The sequence below is a fragment of the Ornithinibacillus halotolerans genome (assembly GCF_014637405.1).
Taxonomy (GTDB): Bacteria; Bacillota; Bacilli; order Bacillales; family Amphibacillaceae; genus Ornithinibacillus; species Ornithinibacillus halotolerans.
In genome coordinates, this window is the sequence record NZ_BMEY01000010.1 from 70233 (window position 1) to 88174 (window position 17942).

The following is a 17942-nucleotide window of genomic DNA, read 5'->3' on the forward strand; positions in this document are numbered from 1 at the left end:
GCTGTAATGGGGGCTAGTTATAGCTCCCTTTCATTTTGGCCGCCGAATATGATATTTAGTAGGATTTCATTATTCATTTTGACTTTGGAGTTGGAGTGAAATGACGTTTGGTGTGATCCCATTCGTCATTTTCACCTTGCGAGTGGAGCGAAATGAAGTTTGGCGTGATCCCATTCGTCGTTACAACACCTATCCCACTATACAAGCAACAAAAAAAGGCAAGGACAACTGCCCTTGCCTTTTCAAACTCTTTAATGATGATGACCAAATTTAGGATTAGTAATGAACATTTCTTCCTGAGGTACGTAGAAGTATTGAATCCATACCCCATCTAGGTATTCATTACCTTTTTCTAAAATAATATCAATATCTTTATCCGTCTTAACTACTTCATCATTCTCGGTTGGAGTATCTAACTCAATATCATAGTGTGCATGATCTCCATGTATATGTGTTACAACAACGCGAATCATCTTTCCTTTTGCTTCTTCTGTTTCCAACCTCTTTTTTAACACTTTAGCCGCATTGCGATTTATTTTACATTTCATTGTGTAGGACTCCTTTTCAGTTAATCTTCTATATTGTTTCAGTTTTTACTGAAAAACACAATTTAAACAACCTGGCTAAAAAAAGCCGTATTCACAGGAACTAGTTTTCATGTATACTATAAATAGGTAGTTTGGGAGGGGGGAATAACTATGCCAGTACCTGTCAATCACTCTAAGCCAATTCGGACTACAGCAAAAGAAAGCGCATACAAACAGATACTGCATTGGATTATTGATGGAACTTTATATCCTGGGGAGAAGTTAAATGATACCGAACTCGCTAAAGCATTAGGTGTCAGTAGAACGCCGGTACGAGAGTCATTGCAACTTTTGGAATCACAAGGGCTTGTTAAAATGTATCCAGGAAAAGCAACTCAAGTTACTGAAGTAGAAAAAGAATCGATTAAAGATCTATTACCACCACTAGCTGTATTACAAGCCTTATCGACGGAGATTGCAATTGACTATTTAACAAAAAATGAAATTTCTACTCTAAAAAGTATTAACCAACAGTTTGCAGAAGCTCTTTACAGAAAAGACTTTCCAGCCGCTCTTAATATTGACGAGGAATTTCACCAATTAATAGTCGAAGCAGCTAACAATTCCTATATATCCGGGATAGTCGAGAAATTACAGGCTCATGTTAGACGTTTATTTTTCCATAATTCTATTATACTTTCTGAAAGCTCAATAGACGTTCACGATCAGATTATTTACTACATAGAAAATGGTAATAAAGAAAAAGCATCTGAACTAATGAAGCAAAATTGGATTAGTATTCTTAAAGACTTTAATGTATAAAAAAGATCGGACTCCTAGTCTATCTTAGGATCCGATCTTTTTTTATTATACTTTTACTGGCTTCGATACATTTTGCAAACGAACAACTGCCCCAGTAATAACGATTACGATTGCAGCTGGTAATAACCAACCAAGGCCTTCATTATATAATGGCAGTACTTCCTCATAGAATGTAACTACAGGTTGGAAGAATCCATACCCCTCAATTTCGAGTGAGGCATATAAAGTTTTTAACCCATCGAAGATACTAATAAGAAATGTTACCCCAATTGTTGAAACATAGACAATTCTTGAATGGTTAAATAATGGCGATGCAAATGTTAATAGCATAAGTACTACCGCTAATGGATAAAGGAACATTAATACCGGGATAGAATAAGTGATTATGTTATTTAATCCAAAGTTAGCAATTACAAAAGTTAATGTTGTAAAGAATACTACTAATTGCTTATAACTAAATCTTGGAAGTAAGCGATGAAAATACTCAGCACATGCAGTCATTAATCCAATATTAGTCGTTAAACAAGCGAGAATGATGACTACTCCTAATAATATCGCTCCAAACGTACCAAAGTAATAATCCGCGGCACCACTTAATACTTTACCACCAGAATCAAATACTCCAAATGCTTCTACACTTACTTGACCTAAATATGCAATTCCTACATAGATCACTCCTAATAAGGAAATAGCAATAATTCCAGTCCTTGCAGTAGCTTTCAATACTCCCCCATTAGAATTTACGCCCATGGAACGAATAGCTTTAATAACAATAATTCCAAAAACTAATGATGCAAGTGCATCCATTGTATTATAACCTTCTAGAAAACCAGTCACAAACGCATTTCCTTGATATGCCTCTAGCGGCCCTTGCGCAGTTCCCATAGGTTTAAATACAACCAAAACAAGGAGTATCCCTAGTAATAATACGATCCCTGGAGCTAAGAGTTTCCCTACATTTTGAACAATCTTTGCCGGATTCAATGAGAACCAAAGTGATACTGCAAAGAAAACTACCGTAAAAATTAATAATGCGATTTGTTGATTCCCATCACCTAAATGAGGTGAAAATGCTATATCAAAAGCAACAGCCCCTGTTCTCGGTGCAGCAAAGAATGGTCCAATTGTAAGATAAAGAAGCGATGTGAAAAATACAGCATAAACCGGGTGCACTCTGCTGGAAAGATCTTGTAAATCTTTACTTCCAGAGAAGCCGATAGCAAATACCCCTAAAAATGGTAACCCAACACCTGTAATTAAAAACCCAATAACGGCAGGCCATAGGTTTGTTCCCGCTGCTTGTCCAAGTTGCGCTGGGAAGATTAGATTACCAGCCCCAAAGAATAGTGCAAAAAGCATTACTCCGATTACAAAATATGATGATAGAGACAGTTTTTCCTTCATTATTTCCTCTCCTTGATGATTGTGTCGAAATTATCAGATAATTTATGCAATATATTGCTTAATATGATTAACATCATACTATGATTTTTTGCGAAATGCAATATACTAATACTAAATTTTTTGAAATTTTTAATGATATTATCTATTTGGTAATTTCTGTCTAAACGAAAAACTAATACATCTACTTGAACGTTGATGTATTAGTCACTAATTACACTACTGACTTCATAGGCTTTGTATATTTAGCTAATAATCCATGTTTTGGAGAACTAACAAAGCTTAACATAAATATAATGCCCGTTGCAAATGCCATTGAACCTGATATTGAAGTATCAACCCATGCCGCTATATAATAACCAATTATTGCCGATATAACTCCAAAAATAGCACTTATTACAAGCATCGTTATTAATTTATCTGTCCATAAATATGCTGACGCAGCCGGGGTTATTAACATTGCAACAACCATAATAGCCCCTACAGCATCAAAAGAAGCAACGGTAGTAACTGACACTAGACTCATAAACAGATAATGCATAAATACTACTGGTATCCCAAGACTAGCAGCGAGGGCAGGATCAAATGTTGTTATCTTCCATTCCTTATAAAAGGCAATAATGCAAATCAAGACAATTAGTAAAACAACTCCAAGTAAGAGGGTGGCTTCAGGTATTTTACCAAGTACTGGTATAGTTACTGTCTCCCACGGAATAAACGTTATTTCCCCCATTAAGGCATGTTGGACATCAAGATGAGCGTTACCAACAGAAGTTGCAATCAAGATAACGCCTATTGCAAACAATGTCGTAAACACAATACCCAAAGATGCATGTTGTTCTATACTTAGATTATTAAGCCATTGTACTAATATCGCAGTTAACAATCCCGCAATGATAGCACCAATTAGCATATGAGGTCCTGAAAGTTCCTTTGTTATTAAGTAAGCAACAACAATACCGAGCAAAACTGTATGACTTATTGCATCTGCCATCATAGCCATTTTCCTTAAAATAAGAAAGACACCGATTAAACTACAAGAAAGTCCAACCAAAGATGCCGTAACAATAATCCAAGCTGTATAAGACAAATTAATGCACCCCTTTTGAATCTAATGTATTCGCATTAGCATTAGTTTGAGAGTTTAATAGTTTTCGCTGTGCATTAAATTCTAAACGGCTTACAAGTATACCCTTTTCTTTACCAAAAACTAATGAAAGAACGAAGAAACTAGCTGCAACAATAACGATAAATGGACCTGTTGGCCAGCCCTTACCAATTGCGCTCAAATAAGTTCCGATTATTCCCGATAAACCACCAAATAGTGCGGAAAGTAATAACATACAGAAAAATGAGTTGGTCCAGTACCTTGCACTCACTGACGGGATAATCAATAAGGCAGCAATTAAAATTACCCCTACTGCTTGAATACCTACAACAATTGTGGTCACTAGTACAACAGTATAGATTACGCTCATGCCTTTACTGGATAGTCCTAACCCTCTTGCAAATTGTGGGTCAAACAAGTAGATCTTCCATTCTTTAAAACCAAGAAAAACAATGAGAATTACAACTAAAGTAAGGATTAACATCGTGAATACATCTGACTTTACCATGGATGCTGCCTGCCCAAAGATAAAACTATCTAATCCACTTTGGTTACCACCAGCTGAACGATTGACAATGGTTAATAACATAATCCCTAGCCCAAAAAATATAGACAAGATCATTCCCATTGCTGTATCTTCCGTTATCCTTGTCGCGGATTGAATCCACTGAATTAAGAAGGCACCGATTAATGAACTTATTGCAGCTCCAATGATTAGAATAAAGAGGTTCTTCTCTCCTAATAAAAGAAAAGCAATAATAACCCCTGGCAACGCTGCATGTGCAAGTGCATCACTCATTAAACTTTGTTTCTTCCAATAAGCAAGTAATCCTACCATTCCAGCTGCAACTCCTAAGATCATGGTGCTTGCTAATACCCACTGAAAATTACTACTAGCGAGTATCGACCACATGAGACCCCTCCTCCATAGCCCACTTCATTTTCCCACCATAGGTCCGAGAAATATTTTCTGTCGTAAACACAGATGAAGTTTTTCCATGTTCGATGACCGTTTTATTTAGGAATAAAACATGATCAAAATAATCCTCTACGGTTTGTAAATCATGATGAACAACCATGACTGTTTTTCCATTTGTCTTTAATTCCTTCAATATCTCCATAATTGCTTTTTCAGTTGCTGCATCCACGCCAACTAGTGGTTCATCCATAAAGTAAAACTCAGCATCTTGAACGAGAGCACGAGCAAGAAAAACACGTTGCTTTTGCCCACCGGACAGCTGGCTTATTTGTCTATCCGCATATTTAACCATATCCATCTTCTCTAATACTTCATATGCTAATCTCTTATGGGCACGGGAAGGTAATTTTAACCACCCTATCTTTCCATATAACCCCATCACCACAACATCTAATGCGTTCGTTGGAAAGTCCCAGTCTACAGACCCCCTCTGGGGCACATAACCAATTGATTGTTTGGATTTATTAAAGGGGCGATTAAAGAATTCTACTTTTCCTGTTAACGATGGATGGAGTTGTAATAGTGTCTGAATTAAAGTTGACTTACCTGCACCGTTTGGCCCAACAATACCTGTTAATGATCCTTGCTTCACTCGAAAATTCACATCTTCTAGTACTATATTTTTGCGATAAGAAGCAGATAAATTCTCGACCTCTAATACAAACTTAGACATACTATTCCACTCCTCCCATCAATGCGTTATAAATCGTTTCCACATTATGCCGATACATTCCTAAATAGGTGCCTTCCTCTGTTCCTGCCTCACCCATTGCATCAGAATAGAGTTCTCCACCAAGGGATACATCTACTCCTTCATCTTTTGCACCTTCAATTACGGCATTAATGGAACTATCATTGATACTACTTTCAATAAATACAGCGGGAACATTGTACTCTTTAATAATACTAATCGTATCTTGAATATCAGATACACCTATCTCCCCATCCGTACTCAATCCTTGCAGTCCAATTACTTCAAGTTCGTGCATATTTCCAAAGTATCCAAATGCATCATGGGCAGTAACTAAGTATCTGTTATTTGCAGGAATTTCTGTTAATTTCTTGGCTTCCTCTTTTAAATCATCAATTTTAGAAAAATAGTCTTCCATATTCTCTTCAAAATAATCTTTATGCTCAGGAGCATAATCCTGTAATTCTCTAACTGCTGATTCCAACGCAAGTTTCCATAGATCTAAATCAAACCAAATATGTGGATCGATCGCACCTGTCTCATCTTCCAATAGCAAATCCCCTGATAACGTTTCGCCAATTGCTAATACAGGTTTTGAAGCGCTCATTTCATTAAAAATATCAACCATATTAGCCTCTAAGTTTAATCCGTTATAAAACACAATCTCTGACTGATCAATTTTAGTAATGTCACCATGAGTCGCATTATATAAATGTGGATCAACTGATGGTCCCATTAAACTAGTAACTTCAACATAATCTCCTCCAATTACAGATAGCGGTTCTGCTATTTGGGCAATTGTGGTAATAATTTTTATTTTTTCATTGGTAGATTCAGTTGATGATTCTTTTTCCGAACATGCTGCAAGAAGTAATAATCCTAGACTAATCAAGACAACAACCCAGTATTTTATACTCTTTCTCATTTGCACTCTCCTTTTTATTTTTCCCTAAGGAAACTTTATTAGTTATTACCAATATAAATAGAGTGGTTTGTATATGTCAAGTATTTTTTGTCAAGACTTTAAATTTTGCATTAGGGAAACATTTAGCATGAGATAATACTATGCATATAGGTAATGTTTGGTTAATTAATTTTTTTTAAAACTAATAAAAAAAACAAAGGAACTCATCCTTTGTTTCTAATTTAATAATCATTAGGTATAGAAGTAAGTATTCTATTTCTATAAGCATTCATTGCTGTTTCACCTAATTGATCTAATAAATTATAGTTTGCATATGCACCAATGATTGCACCAAATCCTGGAATTAGTTGTAACATCTTTACAAGATCAATATGATCTCTGTATTCTTGCTGGAAAACTCTCCAATCCATATCGGTCAACTTATTCTTCTGCTCCTCCCAATTATCAATAATATAAAAAGTTTCCCGTCGTTTATTATCACTTGAGAAGGCTAACTGGAAAATATGAAGAATAAACAGTCTTTCCTCATAATTTTTTGTATCAAATCCGTAAACAGCTCCTGCTTCAAACAGAAACTTCATCTTTATAGATAATAATAGTGGGAAATCAGCAAGGCCAAGGAAGATACCTCCTGCACCAGTACCAGCACCTTCCACTGTTGCAGTTTTACGATATACAGATAGCTTTTCTCTTAAAAGCTCATCTCTTTCCATTAATGTCATACCAATGTTTGGCTTTCTAGTAGTAAGGTCTGACCCTACTAAGGTAGCTTTAACCATGTTTTTTATTGCATCTGTAATCATCTGATGTGCTTTCTCTGGGATGACATGGTTAATACGATTTTGAGCCTTTTTAGATAACCGATTAAATATACTGGATGGTTTTAATATTTTTTGACGCCACTCCTGAACTTCTCCATACACCTTTAACTCGTATTCCTTCATTTTATCACCTTCCATTAATCGATCATGTAAGTTGTTGTTCAGCAAACTCTCGATATAAATCATGGGTTTCTATTAACTCATGATGCGTACCTGCACCTGTTTCTTTTCCATTTTCAATGAAAATAATTTTATCTGCATCAACAATTGTGGATAATCTGTGTGCAATGACAAATGTTGTACGTCCTTCCATTAATCGAGTAAGTGCCTCTTGTACTATTCCTTCTGATTTACTATCAAGACTTGCAGTTGCCTCATCCATCATAAGGATTTTCGGATCTCGTAAGAATGCACGCGCGATATTAATGCGCTGTCTTTGTCCTCCAGATAACTTGACACCACGTTCCCCAACTTCTGTATCCAACCCTTTATCAAACCCTTTAATGAACTCGTCTGCATATGCCATTTTTGCAACTTCCCATAGTTTTTCATCAGGAATTTCATCAAAATTCTCTTCTAATTAAAGAATAACCTATTTAAGGGGTAATAACTAAAATCAAAAAACCCAATTCCATAAAAATAAGAATTAGAGGCCTTCTGTTCAAAATATAACCCTACTGTTTATAAGCTAATATTTGCCTTTCTCTTTTGGAAATCAACATCCGTATAATATACATTTTTTACTAATAAATTTGGTCCTAAACATTGAACAGCAGGACAATGACAATTAAGACTTTTAGCTGTCTTTGACTTCATCCAATTATGATATGCTTCTGGAAGTGTAATATCCTGGATATTTCCTAAGGATGGCTCTTCATCACCAAAGTCTGTTACAATTACATCTCCGGTAAAAATGTTTACATTTAATCGGGATCTTCCGTCTGGATCATTTCGTACGGTTACATTTTTCTCTCGATATAGTCTCTTTAGTAAAGCTAAATCCTCCTCTGAAGAATTACAAGCATAAAATGGTAATGTACCAAACAGCATCCACATATCTTGATTACGATGCTCTAATAACCTCGTAATACCTGTACGTATTTCATTTAATTTTAGGGTTTCTAGTTGACTAGCAAAATCGACCGGATACATAGGATGAATTTCATGTCGGCTACAGCCCATTTCAATTACTTGATCATGGATTTTCTCAAGGTATGGATACGTTCTTTTGTTTAACATCGTTTCTGCAGATACCATTACCCCTTGTTCTGACAGTTTTTGCGAATTTTCTATCATTCTAGCGAAATACTTTTTACGGTTATCTTCAGTTGGCTTACGTTCCATATGGGCAAACCCAGTCTCCGCAAATTCCTCTTCTGTCCCCCAGTTATGTGATATATGTAAGACATCTAGATATGGAATTATTTCTTCATAGCGGTCATACGGCAATGTTAAATTGGAATTAATCTGTGTCCGAATTCCGTTCTCATGAGCATACTTCAATAGAGGTACTACATAGTTTCGAACTGATTTTTTGTTCATCATCGGTTCTCCGCCAGTAATACTCAATGTTCTTAAATGGGGAATTTCCTCTAATCGCTTGATTAATAGTTCAATAGGTAATGCATCTGGATCTATAGCTTCTAGCATATATCCAACTGCACAGTGAGCACAGCGCATATTACACATATAGGTTGTTGTAAATTCAATATTAGATAACACCATTTTCCCATGTTCTTTCATATCTAAATATGCTTCCCAAGGATCAAACTCCGGGGTCATCGGTTTTTGCTCAGATATTCTCATGTAAATCTCCTTTCAGATACATCTTGTTGTTTATATCTTCAATATACAAATGGAATCCGGCTCTTATTCTACCATTTTACTACTAGCGAAAAAACTAAAATCCTATAGCATAATATATATTACTAAGTTGCTTTATTGGACTGACCAAACTTTTTCCAAAAATAATAAGAGATAGAGACATTTGCCCCTATCCCTCCTATAAACTATTTATTTAGAAACAGTCACACTTCCATTTACAGTCTTCAACTGAATTTTATGTTCTCCATTACCGTAAACCATTGATCGTGTATCATTTTCAAATACACTTACTTTTCCATTCACAACATCCACTTCTATTGTCGCATTTGTTGGTTCTTCGGTTGTTTGTACGGTAATTTTTCCATTTACTGATTCTAAATCGATGGAACGGTTTAGATTATCTGTAATAAAGGTTGTGCTTCCATTGACAAGGTCACTTGTGATGTCACCATTTACATGTTTTAAGATTACACTTCCATTTTCTGAAGAAACAGTAGTTGAATTAGTATTCGTTTCTTCAATCTCAATCCGCCCATTTACCGTCTTCGCATTAATATTATCAACATTAATACTATCAACATTAATCTTGCCATTAATGTTATCAACAATTAATTCTTCATATTGTTTTTCTGGCAAGTACACAGTAATCTTTGGACCTGAAAAATCAAAATCTAAATGAAAGTTGATAAATCGAATCGTCTTTTCTTTTAGTTCTATAGAAAGAGTATCTCCTTCTTCATTAATATCAAATTTATATTTATCATACTTTGACTCTTTCGCTTCAAAAGTTACTGATATTAGATCATCTGATGTCGGTAATACCAGTATTGTTGCGTTCTCTGATTCAACTGATACTTCCGTGATATTAGGATTTTGAATAACTTTTGTATCATTAATTTCCTCACCTGCACCAGCTGACTTAAATGTAAACAATACCCCTACTATTCCAACAACAACAAGAGTAGATGCAATCATCATCAACATTTTAAGTTTAGGCATTTCCCATTCCTCCCTTCACCATTCTTACATTGAAGTTCAAATATTTCACAAATCCTTTCATTAACCAGCGGGTTACATAGTACATTCCAATTGCTATAAAAATGCCTACACCAGATAACATGATTGCAAAGAATAAATCATAGAACGTAAATATTTCCGGGTAAATTACCACATTAATTACATACAAGATTGGTGTTAATATAAATCCAAGTCCACCAACCCATCCGGAAAACACAATTGCTGCTAGGGCAATAAATGGTCCTAAGACAATGACAAGATTAAAGAATCCTAATCCAATAACAGCCCATACTGCTCGAAGTACATTTCCAGTTGTAGCCGTTTCTTCTACTTGTTCAAGACGATAGTTAGCAACCATTTCTTTTCCTATTTGCTGCGGATTACCAAGTGCTTTTGCAATCTCTTGTTCAGACTTCCCTTCACTCATACCCACTTCAAAGTGCTCATAAAAATCTTGTATAATGTCTTCTCTTTCCGAAGAAGGTAGACGCTTTAACGAATTATCTAGTTTCTCCAAAAACTGCGCTTTATTCATCCCTTACACCTTCCTTTATTAATTGATTCACACCATTTGTAAACTTCTCCCAATCTGCTAAGAGATCTCCAAGATATGTTCTTCCTTCTTCAGTTAATGCGTAATATTTTCGACTTGGTCCCTCCGAAGACTCCTTTAAATAAGTGGTAAAATACCCTTCTTTCGTTAATCTTCTTAATAATGGATATACGGACCCTTCTGATATTGCAATTTGGTCTGATATTTTTTGCACTAATTCATAGCCATATCGATCTTGTTTATCTAGAAGAACAAGAACACAAAGTTCTAACACACCTTTTTTGAACTGTACATTCAAATCTTTCACCTCTCTATAAGTAGTTCAACTACTATTCAATGCAAGGTACTAAAATAAAAAAATACTGGAACTTAAAAAGCTCAGGAAACCTCCTGAACCACATTAAATATTGTCTTTTTCTTATGTAGATGGAACAGTTCTAGTAAACTGTTCCATCTCACTGCAGTTACAATTTTCTATAAAAATTAATCCGTTTGTTAAACACATAGAACAAGTGTAAATAAATAACAATAACCGCAACATCGACACCAATAACAATATATCTCGGCCATCCACTCCATGATGTGAGTGCTCCTATTTGGGAAACAAGAAATAGGATGAATATTAACAAATAAAAACCACGCATGCGAATATAAGAATCCTGAATTGATTGATTATCAGAGTATATTTTTTTCACTTCTGAATTAGTAGATTCTGTACGGAAATAGTGAAAAACCCCAATTACTTCAGTTATATGATCCCAACCTGCATCTTTGTATAATTGAAAGTAATCGTACTTAGCTCCTTGTCTAAAATCGATTTGATACGTATATGATTTTGTTGGATCTTCCTCGAAATGATACGTAAAGAATCGATATTTTGTTAGATGTAATCCTTTTTGAGACATTTCGGTTAACCACTCTTCCTCTTTCGAAATATTAGGAGCTAACCATAATTTAAACTTCTTTACTGTCATTTACTTCTCCTCCATTTCTTTAATTAGTTCACCTGAATTCTCAACTACAGACTTTAATCGGTTGTACTCTAGTTGTAGTACTTTTTTTCCTAATTTAGTAAGTTCATAATACTTCCTTCTCTCATCCTCTTGCACATAAATCTTCTGGATAACTGCTTGCTTCTCTAATTTACTTAATGCACCATACAACGTACCTGGTCCCAGATTTACTTCGCCTTTACTTACCTCTTCTACATCCTGCATAATTCCATAACCATGACGAACTTCCCTTAAAGATAAGAGAATGTAATAGGTTGCTTGGGACAAAGGCAGAAAAGCTTCTGGTTGTTTAGCCATTTTATCACCGCCTCTTATATCACGACTCGATGTATCTACTAGCGATATATCGTCTATCGATATAGTAACATGAAATTAATTTGTTTGCAATTGGTTCTTTAATTTATTTTTCAGAATACAAACCATCTTCACGAAAACGCATATTTTATACATAATAGATTAATTATCCTTAATTACGAGAAAGATAAATTGAAGCATGACCAATTTTTCTTTATACTAATGGCAGTGAAAGGGGTAAGTATATGGAACAAACTAAATTAGAATCAAACGTACTATCCGTCTTAAAAGATAAAATACAGTCAATAAAAACTTCAGAAGGTGCCATTTATTTAGTCGGTCCAATCCGTCTTCCAGTAAATCTATATGGAGAAACTGTCGAATTTAAATGGTACTGTTGGTTAAACTGTACAGATGCAACAAATGACTATCAGAAAATAATCGATAATTTATCATCGCAAAACTTAGCTGAATACCAGCAATCTAGCGTATTAGTTTATGGTGATTTTGAAAACGATGATGATGCATTAATTCGAATGCACTCTATTTGCCATACAGGGGATATTTTTGGAAGTAAACGATGTGATTGCGGATTTCAGTTGCGTGAATCCATGCATAAGATTAAGGAACATGGTACTGGTGCGATCTTCTACCTTGCTAACCATGAAGGTAGAGGCATTGGTTTATTTTCTAAGGCAATGGCATACATTTTACAAGAAAATGGCTATGATACCGTGGAAGCGAATGAAGCTCTTGGCTTTGTAAATGATTCTAGAAATTATTCAGATGCCATTCAAGTACTAAAGCAATTACGCTCTAAATCGGTAACATTAATCACGAACAATCCGTTAAAACTCGAAGCATTGAAAAATTCTGGTTTAGATGTCACTGGCCGTATTCCACTTTGGGGAGATGTGTCTGAATATAATGAGCGCTACCTTCAGACAAAGGTAGAAAAGTCTGGACATATGAAAGAGGAAAGGAACTGCTCCAATGACTAGCCATGAATTTTATATGGATTTAGCTTTACAAAATGCTCAAGCAATGAAAGGACAAACCGATCCTAATCCACTTGTAGGATCGGTTATCGTAAATGAAAACCGTATTGTTGGAGTAGGAACTCACCTTAAAGCAGGAGAGCCACACGCAGAAATTCATGCGTTGCGAATGGCTGGTGAAAAGGCAAAAGGCGGCACCATTTATGTAACGCTCGAGCCTTGCTCTCACCACGGTCGGACTGGCCCATGTGCAGAAGCAATTGTTCAAGCTGGTATAAAAAGAGTAGTTATTGCAACACTTGATCCAAATCCTATCGTAGCTGGAAATGGTGTTAGAATATTAAAAGATGCTGGAATAGAAGTGATTACTGGAGTTCGCGAGAAAGAATCTATTCAAATGAATGAAGTTTTTAACAAATTTATACTCGCAAAAAAACCATTCGTCACTTTGAAAGCTGGAACGACACTAGATGGGAAAGTCGCAACTCACACATATAGCAGTAAATGGATTACTTCTGAAGAAGCTCGACTTGATGTTCACCAGCTGCGAAATCAAAATATGGCTATCTTAGTGGGAATTAACACCGTTTTGGAAGATAACCCTGCATTAACAACAAGAATTCCTAATGGCCGTAATCCACTTCGAGTGATTATGGATTCTTCTTTGAGGATTCCATTAGATGCAACTGTAGTTACCGATCAACAAGCGGAAACTTGGGTTTTTACAAGTAAGAACTATGATCAAACGAAAGTACCACTCCTGGAGGAAAAAGGTGTTCGAGTCTTTGTGACCTCTAGCGAAAATGTCGTAGATCCAAAAGAGGTTGTAAAAATATTAGGGGAACATCAAGTTTCATCTTTGTTTATCGAAGGCGGCGGTACCATTCATGCAGCCTTCTTAGAAAATCAATTAATAGATAAAGTTATCTTATACTTTGCGCCAAAATTAGTAGGTGGAAAACACGCACCTACATTTTTAGAGGGAACTGGAATAGCTGAAATGAAGGATGCTATTGAACTAATTGATACAAATATTATTAAGATTGGAAAAGACTTTAAATTTGTCGGATATCCAGTTTATAAACATAGAGGGATAGAATGAGATTTGGATTTGATATTGATGATACGTTAATTAATCTGCGAGAACATGCTTTCCATATTTACAAGAATAATTTAAATAAAAATGTACCTCTCTCTGAATATCATGCTCTCCAAAGAGTAGAAATCCATGAACCGTTTGGATTAACAGATGAAGAAGGTAGTCAACTATGGAAGAGTTCACTTGAGGAAATTTACTACACCAACTGCCCTCCTTTTGAAGGTGCAGTCGAAGTATTAAATAAATTAATTGAAGATGGTCATGAGGTTTTTTATATTACAGCTAGACCAAAGGATCATGGAGAACGAACAAAAGAGTGGCTAAAACAACGTGGATTTCCTGTTGTCGATGGACATTTTTTCTATGGAATGAAGGATCATGAAAAGATTCATATCATCAAAAAGTTGGATCTTGATTATTATGTTGATGATAAACCGACAATTTTGGATACATTATCAAATGAACCAATCCGATTATTTTTAAAAGACCAGTCTTATAATCGAACATCAAATTATGAACGAATTACAAATTGGTCTGAATTTTTCAATAAACTATAAAAGGTGTTGCCGCTATGGGCAATACCTTTTATATTATTCTCCTTTTATTCCTACTGCGAATAGGCCTAGTTTTTTTAAATGGTGGATTGCTTCCTGCTTTTCTTCTGTTGAAAGTCCACCCATTATCTCACTCATCGCCTTAGCATGTTTAGGAAAAATTTCATCCATTAATTTAGTACCCGCTTCTGTGATAACAGCATAGGTCACTCTTCTATCTGAAGCACATGCCTCACGAGCTAAATAGCTTTTCTTTTCTAATTTATCCACAACATATGTAATACTACTACTAGCTAGGAGAACCTTTTCACCAATTTTTTGGATTGGTTGTCCACCTTTATGGTACAACAATTCCAGAACACCAAATTCAGTCAAATTAAGACCATAACTTTTAATGTTTTGTGTGACTTGATTTTCTATAGCTTGAAGCGCTCTTGTTAAAACAATAAATAACTTTAGAGATAATTCCTCATCCTTGTTAAACTGGTTTGAATTATTCATTAGTATCAATCCTTTTACCCATTGTATTAAGTTTTAGTATAGTATAACTTAAACTGTTATGATTTTCTATGATGCATATAGTGATTAACTATATTTCTCATTAATGACTAGTTCTGTTATAGAAACGGTTCAACATTATTTTTGTAAAAAATAACGAATTCTATAAAAAGGAAGTACTACAAGGGATACCCTATAGTACTTCCTTTTTTATTAATCGCATCGAATTCAGGACAACTAACAAGGTTGCTCCCATATCAGCGAAAATAGCAATCCATAACGTAAGCCAACCTGGAATTACAAGTAATAACGCAATTATTTTCAAAGCAAGTGCAAATGATATATTTTGTTTAATAATAGATAATGTTTTCCTACTCAATGAAATCGTATATGGTAATTTCTCTAAATCATCTGCCATTAAAGCAATATCTGCAGTTTCTAGTGCAGTATCTGTTCCAGCACCACCCATTGCAATGCCGACATTGGCAGTTGCTAAAGCAGGTGCATCATTTACCCCGTCTCCAACCATCGCAACATTCCCATATTGCTTTTTTAATCGCTTTATTTCAGTTAGTTTCTCTTCAGGTAATAGTTCTGTTTTTGTTTCCAGTATTCCTAGCCTTTTACTAATAGCATTACCTGCTAACTCGTTATCTCCAGTAAGCATCACTGTTTGTTTAATCCCCAATTCATGAAGTTTTTGAAGGATCGTTTTACTTGTTTTGCGTATTTGGTCTGCAACCGCAATTATTGCTTCTAGTTTTTTATCCGTACCAAGTAACATTACAGTTTTACCTTCTGACTGCAGTGTCCTAATTTTGAAAAGTGTCGGTGTATCTATTGTCATCATTTCTTCAAATAATGTGGGTTTACCAATAAAATACTCTCTTCCATTTACTGTTGCCATGGCGCCTTTACCTGTTATAGAGGCAAAACTGTCCGCTGAATACTTTCGGGCTTGCATTTGTTCAGCCTTCTGAGTAATAGCTGAAGCTAGTGGATGCTGAGAGAATTGTTCAATCGCTTGAGCGACACTTAAAATTTCTTTTTCATTTTTATCAGCTAACATAACAATATCGGTTACATCTGGTTTTCCTTCTGTTAGTGTGCCTGTTTTATCAAAAGCAATTGCATTTAGTCGACCTGTCTCTTCCAGATGAATTCCACCTTTAATTAAGACCCCATTTCGGGCAGCATTACCTATCGCTGTTACGATAGCAACTGGTGTTGAGACTACTAGTGCACAAGGACAGCCAACAACTAATACCGCTAATCCGCTATATACCCACTCGGACCAATTACCACCGAATAGAAGAGGTGGAATCGTAGCAACTAAAAGCGCGATAACCATAATTGCCGGTGTATAATATTTTGCAAATCGATCAACAAATTGTTGAGAAGGTGCTTTCTCAGCCTGAGCTTCTTCAACTAGATGAATGATTTTTGCAATAGTAGTATCTTTCACTCCTTTAGTCACACGAACTTCTAATGAGCCCTCTTCATTCAATGTTCCTGCAAACACTTCATCACCTGTCATTTTATGAACTGGAATTGATTCCCCAGTAATAGCTGCTTGATTGACTGCGGATTGACCACTAACTACTTCTCCGTCCATCGCAATTTTTTGGCCTGGCTTAATTAGTAAAATATCTCCTATTTGTACATCTTCTACATCTATTTCTAACGTATTGCTGCCTCGTTTAATTAACGCTCTTTTTGGAGCTAAATCCATAAGCGATTTTATCGATTGACGTGCTTTATCCATCGAATAGCTTTCGAGTGCTTCACTTAAGGCAAAGAGAAAGACAACAACTGCTCCTTCTGCCCATTCACCAATAATTGCTGCACCTATAATGGCTACCGTCATTAAAGTTTTCATATCGAACTGTAGTTTCGTTAAGTTTTTCAATCCGACTTTAAACAGTGTAAAACCACCTATGATAATTGCGATTAGAAATGACCCTATCGTTAATTGATGAGATTCTCCCAATGTGAAGAAAAGCATGTAACCAATGATCGTGAATAATAATGAACTTATCGTTGTTACATTCTCACGCTTTGTCCAAAAAGACTGTTTTTCCTCTGTTTCTCTTTGTTTTTCAGGGAGCACTTTTATTCCATCAAACGCACCAGCTTCTTCCAATTGCTCTACAGTAGCTTCTCCTTGAATCGTAAGCTTTGCTGCTCCAAAGTTTAATTGCACATCCTCAACTGTTCCAATATCGCGGATATTTTTCTCAAACTTTGCTGCACAGTTAGTACAGGATAACCCTTGTAATCGGTATACTTGTTTTGCATCTTCCAACTTATTCACCTTCTTTCGCATGTACTAGCGCAATGGAAACTAATTGGTTAATATGTCGATCCTTCAACGAATAGAAAACTAATTTTCCTTTTTTACGATATTTTGCTAAGCCCATATTCCGTAACAATCTTAAATGATGGGATGCAGTCGCTGTAGTCGATCCTATAATATTTGCTACATCACACACACATAACTCCTCTTCAAGTGTTAATGCATAAGCAATTTTTAAACGGGTACCATCTGATAATGCTTTAAATATTAGCTCCACTCCGTTCACTTCATCCACTTGTGATTTTATTCGGTTTACTTTTTGTTCATCATAACAAAATGTATCACAAGTTTCTTTTTGTACGTGTTTCGTAGTTGTATCTACCATATAAGCACCTCATTCAAATAGTCATTTGATTATATTAATAGTATATGTAATAAAGGTTAATATTGCTATTCAAATACTCAAATAGTTGTTTGGATGTATAAAATAAAAAGGGGGACTGTTCCTCCTCCTAAGAACAG

The 17942-nt window shown here is 35.5% G+C and carries 20 protein-coding genes and 1 pseudogene; 4 read left to right on the plus strand and 17 right to left on the minus strand.

Annotation, left to right across the window (positions count from 1 at the left end):
- Positions 1–251: 251 nt before the first annotated feature.
- Positions 252–548: an iron-sulfur cluster assembly accessory protein gene (locus IEV35_RS11085; protein WP_188384724.1), complete on the minus strand. Its 297-nt coding sequence runs from the start codon at positions 546–548 to the stop codon at positions 252–254.
- 150 nt (positions 549–698) lie between these two features.
- On the opposite strand from IEV35_RS11085, the gene IEV35_RS11090 reads away from it, so the two are divergent.
- Positions 699–1349, plus strand: coding sequence for a GntR family transcriptional regulator (locus tag IEV35_RS11090; RefSeq protein ID WP_188384725.1), 651 nt, complete (start codon positions 699–701; stop codon positions 1347–1349).
- A gap of 45 nt (positions 1350–1394) precedes the next feature.
- Here IEV35_RS11090 and brnQ read toward each other — a convergent pair whose 3' ends face one another.
- From brnQ to IEV35_RS11155, 13 genes and pseudogenes are all read right to left on the minus strand, one after another.
- On the minus strand, positions 1395–2753 hold the full coding sequence (gene brnQ, locus IEV35_RS11095; RefSeq protein WP_188384726.1) for a branched-chain amino acid transport system II carrier protein: 1359 nt from the start codon (positions 2751–2753) through the stop codon (positions 1395–1397).
- 211 nt (positions 2754–2964) lie between these two features.
- On the minus strand, positions 2965–3840 hold the full coding sequence (locus IEV35_RS11100) for a metal ABC transporter permease (RefSeq protein WP_188384727.1): 876 nt from the start codon (positions 3838–3840) through the stop codon (positions 2965–2967).
- Between the two features lies 1 nt (position 3841).
- Positions 3842–4771, minus strand: a complete 930-nt coding sequence (locus IEV35_RS11105; RefSeq protein WP_188384728.1) for a metal ABC transporter permease — start codon at positions 4769–4771, stop codon at positions 3842–3844.
- The gene (locus tag IEV35_RS11110) at positions 4752–5510 is read right to left on the minus strand and encodes a metal ABC transporter ATP-binding protein (RefSeq protein ID WP_188384729.1); all 759 of its coding nucleotides are present in this window, start codon (positions 5508–5510) and stop codon (positions 4752–4754) included. The genes IEV35_RS11105 and IEV35_RS11110 overlap by 20 nt, the downstream gene beginning before the upstream one ends.
- 1 nt (position 5511) lies before the next feature.
- Entirely contained in the window at positions 5512–6453 is a 942-nt protein-coding gene (locus tag IEV35_RS11115) for a metal ABC transporter solute-binding protein, Zn/Mn family (RefSeq protein WP_188384730.1), read from the minus strand.
- Between the two features lie 221 nt (positions 6454–6674).
- Positions 6675–7397 carry an EcsC family protein gene (locus tag IEV35_RS11120; protein ID WP_188384802.1) on the minus strand — a complete coding sequence of 241 codons (723 nt, stop codon included), beginning with the start codon at positions 7395–7397 and terminating at the stop codon, positions 6675–6677.
- A 22-nt stretch (positions 7398–7419) separates the two neighbouring features.
- Positions 7420–7833: pseudogene (locus IEV35_RS11125) on the minus strand (ATP-binding cassette domain-containing protein); the annotation flags it as partial.
- Between the two features lie 122 nt (positions 7834–7955).
- Complete coding sequence (yfkAB, locus tag IEV35_RS11130; RefSeq protein ID WP_188384731.1) at positions 7956–9080, minus strand: radical SAM/CxCxxxxC motif protein YfkAB; 1125 nt, start codon at positions 9078–9080, stop codon at positions 7956–7958.
- A 207-nt stretch (positions 9081–9287) separates the two neighbouring features.
- The gene (locus tag IEV35_RS11135; protein WP_188384732.1) at positions 9288–10097 is read right to left on the minus strand and encodes a DUF4097 family beta strand repeat-containing protein; all 810 of its coding nucleotides are present in this window, start codon (positions 10095–10097) and stop codon (positions 9288–9290) included.
- On the minus strand, positions 10090–10650 hold the full coding sequence (locus IEV35_RS11140; RefSeq protein WP_188384733.1) for an HAAS signaling domain-containing protein: 561 nt from the start codon (positions 10648–10650) through the stop codon (positions 10090–10092). Before IEV35_RS11140 ends, IEV35_RS11135 begins: the two co-directional genes overlap by 8 nt.
- Positions 10643–10966 (minus strand): PadR family transcriptional regulator, encoded by a 324-nt coding sequence (locus IEV35_RS11145; RefSeq protein ID WP_188384734.1) that lies wholly within the window; start codon positions 10964–10966, stop codon positions 10643–10645. Before IEV35_RS11145 ends, IEV35_RS11140 begins: the two co-directional genes overlap by 8 nt.
- Before the next feature lie 166 nt (positions 10967–11132).
- Entirely contained in the window at positions 11133–11642 is a 510-nt protein-coding gene (locus IEV35_RS11150; protein WP_188384735.1) for a DUF2812 domain-containing protein, read from the minus strand.
- Entirely contained in the window at positions 11643–11978 is a 336-nt protein-coding gene (locus IEV35_RS11155) for a PadR family transcriptional regulator (protein ID WP_188384736.1), read from the minus strand.
- 242 nt (positions 11979–12220) lie between these two features.
- Here IEV35_RS11155 and IEV35_RS11160 point away from each other — a divergent pair, with 242 nt between their 5' ends.
- Genes IEV35_RS11160 through IEV35_RS11170 form a run of 3 tightly spaced genes read left to right on the plus strand, consistent with a single transcriptional unit; the run spans position 12221 to position 14629 of the window.
- A complete protein-coding gene (locus IEV35_RS11160; protein ID WP_188384737.1) occupies positions 12221–12976 on the plus strand; it encodes a GTP cyclohydrolase II in 756 nt (251 codons plus the stop codon).
- Positions 12969–14075 carry a bifunctional diaminohydroxyphosphoribosylaminopyrimidine deaminase/5-amino-6-(5-phosphoribosylamino)uracil reductase RibD gene (ribD, locus tag IEV35_RS11165; protein ID WP_188384738.1) on the plus strand — a complete coding sequence of 369 codons (1107 nt, stop codon included), beginning with the start codon at positions 12969–12971 and terminating at the stop codon, positions 14073–14075. Before IEV35_RS11160 ends, ribD begins: the two co-directional genes overlap by 8 nt.
- On the plus strand, positions 14072–14629 hold the full coding sequence (locus IEV35_RS11170) for a 5' nucleotidase, NT5C type (protein ID WP_188384739.1): 558 nt from the start codon (positions 14072–14074) through the stop codon (positions 14627–14629). Before ribD ends, IEV35_RS11170 begins: the two co-directional genes overlap by 4 nt.
- Before the next feature lie 33 nt (positions 14630–14662).
- On the opposite strand, the gene IEV35_RS11175 is transcribed toward IEV35_RS11170, so the two are convergent.
- The 3 genes from IEV35_RS11175 to IEV35_RS11185 form a co-directional block, all read right to left on the minus strand.
- Entirely contained in the window at positions 14663–15127 is a 465-nt protein-coding gene (locus IEV35_RS11175; RefSeq protein WP_188384740.1) for a MarR family winged helix-turn-helix transcriptional regulator, read from the minus strand.
- A 190-nt stretch (positions 15128–15317) separates the two neighbouring features.
- Complete coding sequence (locus tag IEV35_RS11180) at positions 15318–17450, minus strand: heavy metal translocating P-type ATPase (protein ID WP_188384741.1); 2133 nt, start codon at positions 17448–17450, stop codon at positions 15318–15320.
- Complete coding sequence (locus tag IEV35_RS11185) at positions 17431–17805, minus strand: ArsR/SmtB family transcription factor (protein ID WP_188384742.1); 375 nt, start codon at positions 17803–17805, stop codon at positions 17431–17433. The genes IEV35_RS11180 and IEV35_RS11185 overlap by 20 nt, the downstream gene beginning before the upstream one ends.
- Between the last annotated feature and the right edge of the window lie 137 nt (positions 17806–17942).